Raw genomic sequence first — 11,176 nt, 5'->3', positions numbered from 1 at the left:
AGTCTCCTGTTATCATCCGTTATTTATCAAATTGAATGATACTAAATAAAAATCTTCAAAAATACCCTTGTGACTACTTTCATATATAATCTCTAATTCATCATGCCCTTCTTTAATATAGTCAGAGAAGTTTTCAACATCACATCCGTCAGCCGAAACTATAGCGTATATATTACCTGTTCCAGAATAACTATGACTTACCCTATCATAAAGTTCCTTTATTGTCATCTTTCTTATACATTCCGGATTTCTATCAGCAAATGTAGCTACCCTCCCGGTAAAAACATCATACACCACATGATTCTTATCTACCTGTGCCACAACAGATGAATCTTTATCCGCTGATAAAGATAGAATGATTGAATCCTCTGGTAATCCAGTAATCTTTTGGGCCACTTCTTTACTATAAGAAAAGCAATAATCAGGATTTATATCCTGCTTAATCAAATCTCGCCATTCATACTTCCATGAAAAAGCAATTATAACACACATGATAACAACCAAACTTAGATTTTTCATGGAATATATGCTTTCCTTATAAATATAACTAACTATCACACAGAATAACATCATATATATCCAAGTTATAACTCTATGGTTCGCATTAGAATACACAAAAGCATAAATGTATACCTGCCACATAACACCGCAGCATGTTATAATAACCGGAATTCTTGACTTTTTATTAAGCATAAATAACATAACAACTACACTCGTAGTTATAATAGCTATTTTATTAAAAATGTTGCCAAAAATAATTTTATAGCCAAAAAGATATTGTTCCCATAACATCATAATGGTTTCTTTTTTTGAATGACTATCACCTGAAATTGGTGTATATCTAAATTCCCAAAGTAAAAATAATGCACTTGCAAGCAATATGAATAGGCCAACAATATTTTTCACAAGCATTTTTTTATCTTTTTTCTGTATAAGAAAAATTATAGTTTCTATAAACCATGAGAATCCAAGTGCCGTCACAAATCCCCCCATAATAGTCAAGGTTTGAAGCAACCCAGACAACAACAAACCATATAAAATAGGCTTGTTGCTTCGCTTCTCATATACAACTGAAATACAAATTATCAGCAAACTTGCCAGGCTATAGCTTCTTGCTGGTACCACATAGAAATACACATATGCCGGCGTAAGGGCTATAAGTACCCTTAATAAAGCTGGGATATCGGTCTTGAACATGAATAAATATAGTGATACTGTAACAAAAAACCATGTAAGATATTTCAATATTTCTACAGATACTCCCAGTTTTGCGAACGGCATCAATATCAGAAACCATAAAACAGGATGTCCTTCATATGAAGTTACTGTAAACAATGAGTCTGCTGAAAGCGAGCAATCACGTGCAATTAACCAAGCTTGTGTTTCGTCACGCCAATACTCATGATTGAAAGCAAATATCAAATTCATGACAGAAACAACAATAAAAGTAATTAATAATATAGTTTTTTTACTAAATATATAATCATAAAATTTCTTCATAAATTACCTTATATCCCATACTTGGAACAAGTTACCAGCATCATAATCAGTGAGTATCACTTTTCCAAAAGATTTATCATAAGTCCAAACTTTATTCTGATCATACCACCATCTGATTACATAGCCCCCATTTTCCTTAGTTATTCTCCAATGGTATAAATCTTCATCGCCTAGCATCTTCCAATCTGTGATACCAATATGATCATTATATATAGCTACTTTATCATATTTATCCGAATCTATTTCGTCTGCAAAAAACAGTGTTTCATGCGTTCTTTTTCTGTTGTCCACAAATGTATACATATACCAATAGTCATAAATCAAGCTTGTTTCAATATATATATTGCTAAACAATTTATTATTATCAGCTTTTGAATAGCAATCATACGTTCCCGGCGCTATATATACACGTTCCTTAATTAAATCATTATACCCATCGTCAGTATATGGAATGTTAAATAAGAATTTGGAACAAATCATGCTTATACACACTAGTATTGATCCAATCACCTGAAAGCGACTTATCCCAAATTCGCATGTTTTTCCTTTAATGTTTACAGCCGTTTTATATACTTTATCAAAAAAAGTGCAATGGCCCATCACTGAGTATGGAATCAACATTGTAAAAAAAGGCAAAACATATTCTGATTTGGCTTCCCAAAAAGAATAAAAAATCCATCCCCCCAAAAATGCAATTAGGCCAATGTAACAATATGGTTTTTGTACATCTCCTTTTAACATGATCCATAAGATCACCCCAAAATATATAGCAATTTGCAACAGCCTTGCCCACAAAAGCAGAGCTCTATGAACAAATCCAGAATCGTTGCTAAAACTTTCCAAATATCTAGCATGCCTTTCAATAGAAAAACTATTATCTGTCGTTAGCTTTTGAAAAATAGCAAATGTAGGTTCTAGCCACATCGAATAATTCTTATTTGATATTCCTTTAGCATACTTGAGAGGATTATCTCTCATATCTTTAAGAATGACTTTTAAGTCAGCTAAACTTTCTTCTTTTGTAGCCGTTGCATCGAAGTTATTATCTTTATAAACTTGAGGGTTATAATCATCAAACCACCCTCCAATTCCTTGTTCGTCTATATGAAGGCCCATAACAAGCCAAGCCCACGAGCTTGTACCGCTATTCTCTCTCAATGCGCCATGCGAAATACTATTCATAACATATTCTGCGCTTCTAGAACATATTAAAGTTAACGCAACCATGCATATTGCACACACATAAAATACACGCTTATTCCTAAAGGCTGAAATTACATATATGATTATCATTGCTACAAGCACTATGAGCATTATTCCTTTAAAAAAGCACCCAAATGCTATTGATATACAAGATAGTACAAAATACTTTATATTATCGTTATGTAGATATTTCAGTTGGAGTACCATAGCTATTATAGCCAAAGACATTCCGATCATATTCCCATATGCATAACATACAGTCATCCATAGTGGGGCATAAAGCATAATAACAATCACAAACAAGTTGGAAAAATTGGGGATTTTGCAGCATTTTTCTTCAAAATACTCAAATGTAAGTTTAAACGCCATCGAAAAAAACACTGCATTTATTACCTGTAATACAAGGTAGTTATATACTCCAAATACCTTCATTAATAAGTATTCGAATATAATTAATCCTATATTGTTTTTATATATATCAATATAACCACCTGGTTCTAACGCTGTATATATACGATCATATAATTCTGCTGCTACTTTAAAGCAAGCTCGAGCATCTGAATTTGGTATACTCTGCATAGCAAGTATAAATGCTAAACAAACGGAAAACGACAGAAAAAATACTCCATTACCGGTAAATTTAATTTTTCCAACAATTAACCATAATATAGATAAAGCTAAAGCCAGAATAACAATACCTACTGCTAAATACTTGTATATTGGACTAGTAACAAACATAGGACCATCTGTAACAACCAACCAAGCCCTACATCCTTTATATATGAAAGAGGTAATTATCATTAGCACAAATAACTCAGATATTCTTACGACTGCTTTATACGCTTTCATTCTTTTGTACGTCCTTCAAATTTTCTAGTTTCAGCATTATTTTGGGAAAAGACTAGATAAATGGAAGCAAAAACTGCAAATGCCGTTATTGCTAATTCCCGATAACTAATCCAAATATGAACTATTGAATGATTTCTAACAGCAAAAAACCAAAAGAACGGATATAATCCAACAAAAGATATTGGAACTATTCTCATAATATTATCTTTATAACATTTATCCGCTTTAACATTCTGATTACTTAGTTTTCCTAATTCATATAGCAAATATCCATAAAGCATGAATTGAAAAAACATACATACCACTTTCAACTCACCAACACTCATAATAAATAGTGCCAGTATCATATACACTAAATACCTATGCCACAATCTTCCATACTCAACGTAATATCCTTCACGATTTCCTTGAATAAACTCAATCAAGCTCTCTGTTTTTTCCATATTTTCAAATTCCATACGTGCATTTAGCATGGCATTCTTTAATGGTGATGAATATTCTCAACAAATAGCTGTATTTAGCATAATCGCGTCAGAATAATTATCAATTGTAGAATAAACCTGCTTATTAGACCAATTTGGAATTTTGTTTTCTAAATACATATCCTTCGATTGAAGTACGTGCCGCACCATGCGTTCAGTGGGAACTGTATAAAGAATTGTCATTACTAATCCAGCGAATACGACAGCAAGAATAAGTACCGTAAGCATTTTAAGAATAACCTTCAAACTATCCATATCACTCAATCCTCCATCTCTGATTCATATTATCCTTATCATAATCAGAAAGATATATTTCCCCATTCTCCGGATTTAAAGTCCATACTTTATTTTGATCATCCCACCATCTTATGATATATCCATCATCAACTGTTGTTATTCGCCAATGATATCTATTCTCGTCATTAGCATTTTCCCATTTTTCTATACCAATGGTGCTATTATCCAGCAAATATACTTTATCTATTTCCTCTGAACTCACATTCTCCGGCACAAAAATGTTAGGATGACCGCGCTGCTCACTTACAGTCAAAGTAATACAATATGAATAATCGTATACCAATTCAGATTCCAAATATATGTTGTCAAACCCAAATTCATCGTCCACCGCTGAAAAAAAATCATATGTTCCTTCAGTAAAATATTTTCTTTCCTCCAACACCTTAGCATACGCTTCATCATCATACGCTAATGAAAAAAAACTGTTAGTTAATAGCGCTGAACACAAAATAAAGGGTATCGGAATCATATTCTTTTTATTCATAGACTTTGGAAGCTTTATTACTGTCATTAACCAGTTAACAAAGTACCTTACACCTTTTGCCGCATATGGAATCAGTAGAACAAAAAACATAAAAACATATTCTGTTCTAGCTTCCCAAAATGAATAAAAAATCCATCCTCCAAGAAAAGCAACTATTCCCAAATAATAAAACGGTTTATGCCCCCCCTTATCAAATACTAAGAAAAAAATCGCCCCTATATAAATACATAATTGCAATATTCTTAGCCAGAATATAAGAATACGATGCAATGTACCAGCATCACTTATAATGCTATCCACCCACCTTGCATGCCTCGATATAGAGAACTCATGATCTACTCCAATCTTTTGAAGAATAGCAAATGTTGGCTCAAGCCACATTGAATAGTTCTTATTTGAAATACCTTTAATATACTTGATAGGATTGTTAATTATATCCGATGAAATTTCTTTTAAAGTCTCTTTACTCGCTTCCGTTGTCTTCTCCTTATTGTAATCATTTTCAAAATACACCGTAGGATTATAGTGCGTAAACCATCCACCTATCTTATACTCATCGACATCCAGTCCCATCACAATCCAAGCATATGAGCTGGTCCCACCATCTTCCCTAAGACGATTGCCTGAAATCTTATTTATAGAATAATCAACCGCCTTCGTACTCATAATTACAACAAGAATTGTCAAAAATGCACAAATCAAATGTTTCTTTTCAGCTATTGCTGAATACATATATATCAGTACCATGGCAATTAATGGTATTAGAGCTATTCCTTTAAATACAATTCCTAAAGCAATACAAATGCATGACAGCACTACAAACTTAGCTTTTCTGTCTCTGAAATAACAAAATTGAAATGTCATTCCCATAATTGCAAAAGCAATACCTGGTAAATTGCCATACAAGTAACATGGATACATCCATATTGGCGCATATCCAAAAATCAAGAACACAAACAGAACAACTCCTTCTCTTGATTCTTGGTTAATTTCTAATATCAATTGATAGGCATATTTACTCGCAAGAGAAATCAAAATAGAATTAAATAACTGAAAAGCCAAATAATTGTAATTTCCAAACAATTTAGTAAGGATATAATCAAACAGTATAAGGCCCTCTTGATTTCTATATATATCTAAATATCCCCCTGCATCTAAATGATCAAATATTCCATCACAAAACTCAGATGCAACTTTGAAGCACGCATTAGCATCCGCTCTGGGATTACCTTGAACCGCTACCGTAAAAGAAGTACTTAAAATGAGCATAATCCAAAAAACATGTGCAGGCTTTGGAACAAATTTTTTAGCAACCATAAATGCAGTCAAACAATAGAGAGTAAAAACACACGCTCCAATAAAAAGCCACTTTATGCTTGGTGTAGTAACAACAAGCTTTCCGTCACCATCATCAATAAAATAAAGCCACGCTCTTATTCCTTTAACTACAAAGGATGTAAGAATCATGCATATTATTATCTCAAGTACTATCACTAATATGTTATATAGTCTTTTCACAATTTATCACCCTGCGAAACAACTCAATTGTGTTAATTAAATAGCATATGCAATATGCGAGTGCATAGTAAACCATCGGAATCTCCTCAAATCCAAACAGGAATTTACAGTACAACAACGCAGAAATCACAATCATAGTACCTAAAGATGCAAAAAGTCGATGATTAAAAGCTATTGCATAAACGAACATCAGTATTATTGCTAAATAATCATAACGATCATGGACAAAAGGTAAAAATATACAGCAAGTTTGTATGGACCATGCCGCCATATACAAATAAAGTTCCTCTGAAATATTATATCTATACTTTTGGGTAACAATAGTAGAAAATGCAAATACAACCATGGTTAACAATATTGCCACAATACCAAACAAATACAACATACCATTAATATTTCCCAACTTATAAATATTGGGAAATCCTGAGCTCATCTCTGTGATATCAGACGTTTGCTTCAAATATATTGAATAGACATCTAACACGGATCTTCCTGCCATAATTGCAGGAAGACCTGCAATTATATATATCAGTGGTAGCCAAAGAAACTCTAGTATGCTATAATTCTTTTTTACTATATACATAAGCAAAAAGAACGGGATTACATATATAACCTGCGCTTTCCATATGAACGCAACTCCAAGCATAATAAAAGGAAGTCTCTTGCTATCTCTTATATAAAAGTACAAAGCTAACAGTATCCAAAAAGAATATATAGAATCACATTGTTTCCACAAAGAACCGTTCATTAAAACGATTGGCAGATAAAGGACCGCTAAAGATACTAGAATGGCTTTATTCTTATAATCATCACCTTTTAACTGCTTTAAAATCAAATAAACTACGGTAGCGATCCCATAGTCAAATATACAAGAAATCAAGCCTAAAATAATCATTCTAATGCTCGGAAATTTACTTAAAAAGGCCAAAATAACGTTATATGGAATGTAATAATTCCCAATTCCTTCTCTAAGTCCACCTATAATACCATTGTCCTCATAAAACTGCATCCATGGCTCTAAACAATATATTGCGTCAATACTTAAATAATTTCTTAAAAAATGAATCCTAATTAGTGCAGACGCTAAAATACAAAATCCCACCACTATCTGAAACAGATATTTGTCTAAAATATTATGAATCTTTTTATCAATAATATTCATAAATTTTCCTTTCATTGTATATGCCCCAATGTATATTCTCTCGCCGTCATCAGACCATTTATTTTACCATATAGAACATAATGTGTTAATATTAGAAGCAACACTTAAAATGCGCATTTAAGGAGCATATTAAAATGGCAATTGCTAGAACCCATACTAAACTTAATATTCTAGTAAACTATCTTTTCTATTTATCACTTAGCATTGAGTTATTTCTAATGTTAATAGAAAAAAGTGAGATTAGTTTTCCATATGAAAGTTATGTGTTTCGGCTCACCTTTGCCATCACTTTACTTGCAGTTATACTAATGAAACATAGCAAAAAAGAATGGATTATATTATGTTTAACTTGGGTATTTACAGCAGTTTGCTACAAATTGACAGGTAAAAATGAATTACTTAGATATGCCACATTTATTATGGCATCTAGGGATGTAAACATAGAAAAAACTATGAAATACATATTTTACGTTTGTATAATTGGCTACACAACTATAATTCTCCTTTCGCTAACTAACGTACTTGGTGATATATATATCATTTCAGATTTTGGAAGAGGAAATACAGAAGAGCTTAGATATGTACTAGGATTTGGCCATCCTAATTCTTTATTTAGTAGCGCCTACGTTATTCTTCTTCTATGGATATGGTTGTACGGAAAAGAGGTCAAAATATGGCATTTTGGTGCTGTTTTTTTTAGTATAATCGGATTATACTTATTGACCTCCACTAGAACAGCTATGGTCATCGGTTTAGTCACAATATTAGCTGCTGTTTATTTACATATATTCCCAAATATCAAAAATAATTATTTACCATATGTTATCAGCTGCCTAATTGTCCCTATATTTAGTGTTGCCTGTTCAATATTTGCAGCAAAAAACAGCTATCTTACAGTTTTTTTGAAAGAAGGAGATCGTGACTACTGGATAAAAAGACTCGATAATCTCCTCACCAATAGAATCTATTATCTGTATTACAGCAACGACAGGCATAGCGGATCACTTGAAACTTGGAGTTTATTCTCAAATAGTGCCAGTACAGAATACTTCGACATGGGATGGGTTCGTATTTTTTATTGGTACGGCATTATCCCTGGTAGCATAATTACTCTGCTAATAATAGTTTTCTTATGGTGTTGCTGGAAACAAAAAGACTTATGGACAGTACTATTAATACTATCACTAGGTGTATACACAATCATTGAAGCCACTTTCGTATCCAGATACATCGGAAGAAATATACTATTACCTGTATTCGGAGTTTATATTGGAAAACTACTGACATCTTCTCCTATTGTACCTATTAAGTATCAAAAAGATTATCAAAAAGGCACATGATAAGACTGCTCCTTCTACAAGGTATGGCGGAACATACCTAAATTCCACATCATGAACTCCTGGTTCAATACTTTCTGTTTTCATATAATAGCCAAATGCTTTTTCTATAGAGACTTTTTCCCCATCAACAAAGACTCTCCATCCTTTATCATATGGAATCAGAAAGTATAATGAGTTATTCTTTTCATCACTATTAACTGATGAATTATAATGAGAAAAAGGTTTTTTACTAATTATATTTTTATCATTAACATGATCACTAACTAAATCTTCAATAACATTTTCGTCTACTCCCATTAAATAATCCGATTCTCCGATATCTGAATTTGCAGGAAACACCATGGGTATTGACCTATCATTCTTGTATATATAAAACTCTTTGTCCGACGCTTTGTATAAAAGTGAGTAACCCTTCTTATTAAGTTTGTCATCTGTTATTATGTATCTTATTCCTAAAAAACTATCTATTTCTGATTTCGCTAGCAAATTGCAATTCAAGAAATAAGTGTCATTTTCTTCTGCAAATCCCATCTTAGCCATAAAAACCATGTTGTCTTCAGTGTTAGCTGAACTATAGTGCGTTACAGTATTGAATGGAACTGCATAGTTATATTTATCTAACGGAATATTTATCTCTGTTCTAAACCAATCAGGATCATCAATAATTGCAGCAATCTCCTCTAATTCAGCAATTGCATTCTTGTACTCACTATAAGGTAAATAAGAGTAACATCTTAACATTCCATACATATTAAGCGAAATTTCAATGATCAAAACTACTACTGCGGACGAAATAATCCATTTTTTTACCTCTCTAAAATGAAGAATCAGCAAATATAAAGCCACAAATATAAAAGAAATAATAATATAATTCTTATGTAAAAAATTCATTGTATATTCATGATAAATCTTAATTGCCACCAAAAATACCGCGCACCATACAACCAATGTCGTGAAATTCAATTCTTTTTTTAGGTGCATAAATCCATAATCTACATAATACTCAGAAATTATGCTTATTACAAAAAAAGTAATAACGAATACCCATCTATGTGGTGAACCACCGGGAAACTTTAACCCATGAATCGCTAAATTCAAATCATAAAAAGTAAGAATACACAATAATACTATCAAAAAAGTCAAATCAATATACTTTCTCTTTTTGTCAACTCTTTTATCCATCGCATAAAAAATGAGTAACACCGCCGGAAGAATACCCATATATAGGTTAGCCACTTCATATGTGAATATTTTTTCATAATCTGATACTCCAATAAATAATTGAAGAGGCCAGCTTAACAATCTTTTATCCAGCCAACCCATGTAAGCTAATTTTTGTATAATCTTCCACACTAATGGGATAATAGCTGTTACAGATACTATTTTTACGATTCCATTCCAGGCTGTTTTAATCTTTTTATCTATGGTTTTATCAATATAAAAAAGCGCCAAAAAAATGCATGGAATAATCAATAAAATCAAGCACTCTATTGTTAATTGATGATAACGATCATATGCCCCTCCATGTGCGCTTCTACTCATTTGATATACCAACGGCAATAACAATACCATAGAAGCACCAACAGACAAAACCGAATAACATATATAGTCTTTGGCTATTCTATAATATTCTACTTTTTTTATATGAGTATCTCCTTCACAAGCCTTTCTGATGAAAAAAAATATAAAGAGCAAAAAGCTAAAAATAGCAACCATATAACCAATATAAAAATTGGACAAGATACTATATAAAAGAAGCCAAAAGTACTGATTAGCCCCCCTATTATTGACTATTTTTCTTATTCCATCTGCTAATAAAGGGAACGCAAAAAAGGCATCCAGCCACATAATATCGGACATATAAACCACAGAAAATCCACACAGTGCATAACATGTTGAAGTTATAAGAAAAAATACTCTTTTTTCCTTGTTTGATTCAACATCATAAGTATGTATCTGATATATATACATAAATAGTCCGGCCAAACCTATTTTTACTAGCTGGATAATCATAAATGCGTATGGTAATGAATACTTATCAAAAAATACAACAATCAAGTTTAATGGGCTTAGCAAATAGTAGGCCATTAACAATATATTATTTGCACCAGGAGTAATTGATAAAGACCAGAAAACCTCATTTGAATTACCATTAAGGATACTATGCAGATATAAAAAGAAATTAATATACTGTCCCGAAGCATCCCATGTAAGGACACTTTTATCACCTACGCCCACACCACAAACCACACCTGTGAGTAGTAAACATATAATTGGAATAGCAAAACTGCATATATACAGATTATTTTTCACTTTAAATGCTTTTTTAGCCATATTATTC

8 protein-coding genes are annotated in these 11,176 nt (G+C 32.2%); 1 reads left to right on the top strand and 7 read right to left on the bottom strand.

All coding sequences use genetic code 11. The features are described from left to right. Window positions 1-12: 12 nt before the first annotated feature. Genes C4S54_RS10000 through C4S54_RS09975 form a run of 6 tightly spaced genes read right to left on the bottom strand, consistent with a single transcriptional unit; the run spans window position 13 to window position 7,510 of the window. Window positions 13-1,500: a hypothetical protein gene (locus C4S54_RS10000; protein WP_103869411.1), complete on the bottom strand. Its 1,488-nt coding sequence runs from the start codon at window positions 1,498-1,500 to the stop codon at window positions 13-15. Between the two features lie 3 nt (window positions 1,501-1,503). Further along, window positions 1,504-3,552 (bottom strand): hypothetical protein, encoded by a 2,049-nt coding sequence (locus C4S54_RS09995; RefSeq protein WP_103869410.1) that lies wholly within the window; start codon window positions 3,550-3,552, stop codon window positions 1,504-1,506. After that, window positions 3,549-3,995: a hypothetical protein gene (locus C4S54_RS09990; protein WP_146059986.1), complete on the bottom strand. Its 447-nt coding sequence runs from the start codon at window positions 3,993-3,995 to the stop codon at window positions 3,549-3,551. The genes C4S54_RS09995 and C4S54_RS09990 overlap by 4 nt, the downstream gene beginning before the upstream one ends. Before the next feature lie 57 nt (window positions 3,996-4,052). Then, window positions 4,053-4,289 carry a hypothetical protein gene (locus tag C4S54_RS09985; RefSeq protein ID WP_103869408.1) on the bottom strand — a complete coding sequence of 79 codons (237 nt, stop codon included), beginning with the start codon at window positions 4,287-4,289 and terminating at the stop codon, window positions 4,053-4,055. Between the two features lies 1 nt (window position 4,290). Then, window positions 4,291-6,282, bottom strand: a complete 1,992-nt coding sequence (locus C4S54_RS09980) for a hypothetical protein (protein WP_103869407.1) — start codon at window positions 6,280-6,282, stop codon at window positions 4,291-4,293. Window positions 6,283-6,316: 34 nt separating this feature from the next. Then, window positions 6,317-7,510 (bottom strand): hypothetical protein, encoded by a 1,194-nt coding sequence (locus C4S54_RS09975; RefSeq protein WP_103869406.1) that lies wholly within the window; start codon window positions 7,508-7,510, stop codon window positions 6,317-6,319. Between the two features lie 119 nt (window positions 7,511-7,629). Between C4S54_RS09975 and C4S54_RS09970 the strand changes: the two genes are divergently transcribed. Beyond that, a complete protein-coding gene (locus C4S54_RS09970; RefSeq protein ID WP_103869405.1) occupies window positions 7,630-8,835 on the top strand; it encodes a hypothetical protein in 1,206 nt (401 codons plus the stop codon). Here C4S54_RS09970 and C4S54_RS09965 read toward each other — a convergent pair. Beyond that, window positions 8,773-11,169 carry a YfhO family protein gene (locus C4S54_RS09965; RefSeq protein WP_103869404.1) on the bottom strand — a complete coding sequence of 799 codons (2,397 nt, stop codon included), beginning with the start codon at window positions 11,167-11,169 and terminating at the stop codon, window positions 8,773-8,775. The genes C4S54_RS09970 and C4S54_RS09965 overlap by 63 nt on opposite strands. Window positions 11,170-11,176 lie beyond the last annotated feature (7 nt).

This window comes from Butyrivibrio sp. Su6 (genome assembly GCF_900108105.1).
Taxonomy (GTDB): Bacteria; Bacillota; Clostridia; order Lachnospirales; family Lachnospiraceae; genus Butyrivibrio.
Note: the sequence above shows the minus strand (reverse complement) of the source record. Positions and strands in the feature narration are given on the sequence as shown.

Coding starts and splice junctions, on each gene's coding strand:
- C4S54_RS09990 (WP_146059986.1), bottom strand. CDS start 3,995: ATGGAAAAAACAGAGAGCTTGATTGAGTTTATTCAAGGAAATCGTGAA.
- C4S54_RS09995 (WP_103869410.1), bottom strand. CDS start 3,552: ATGAAAGCGTATAAAGCAGTCGTAAGAATATCTGAGTTATTTGTGCTA.
- C4S54_RS10000 (WP_103869411.1), bottom strand. CDS start 1,500: ATGAAGAAATTTTATGATTATATATTTAGTAAAAAAACTATATTATTA.
- C4S54_RS09985 (WP_103869408.1), bottom strand. CDS start 4,289: ATGGATAGTTTGAAGGTTATTCTTAAAATGCTTACGGTACTTATTCTT.
- C4S54_RS09970 (WP_103869405.1), top strand. CDS start 7,630: ATGGCAATTGCTAGAACCCATACTAAACTTAATATTCTAGTAAACTAT.
- C4S54_RS09975 (WP_103869406.1), bottom strand. CDS start 7,510: ATGAAAGGAAAATTTATGAATATTATTGATAAAAAGATTCATAATATT.
- C4S54_RS09980 (WP_103869407.1), bottom strand. CDS start 6,282: ATGATTCTTACATCCTTTGTAGTTAAAGGAATAAGAGCGTGGCTTTAT.
- C4S54_RS09965 (WP_103869404.1), bottom strand. CDS start 11,169: ATGGCTAAAAAAGCATTTAAAGTGAAAAATAATCTGTATATATGCAGT.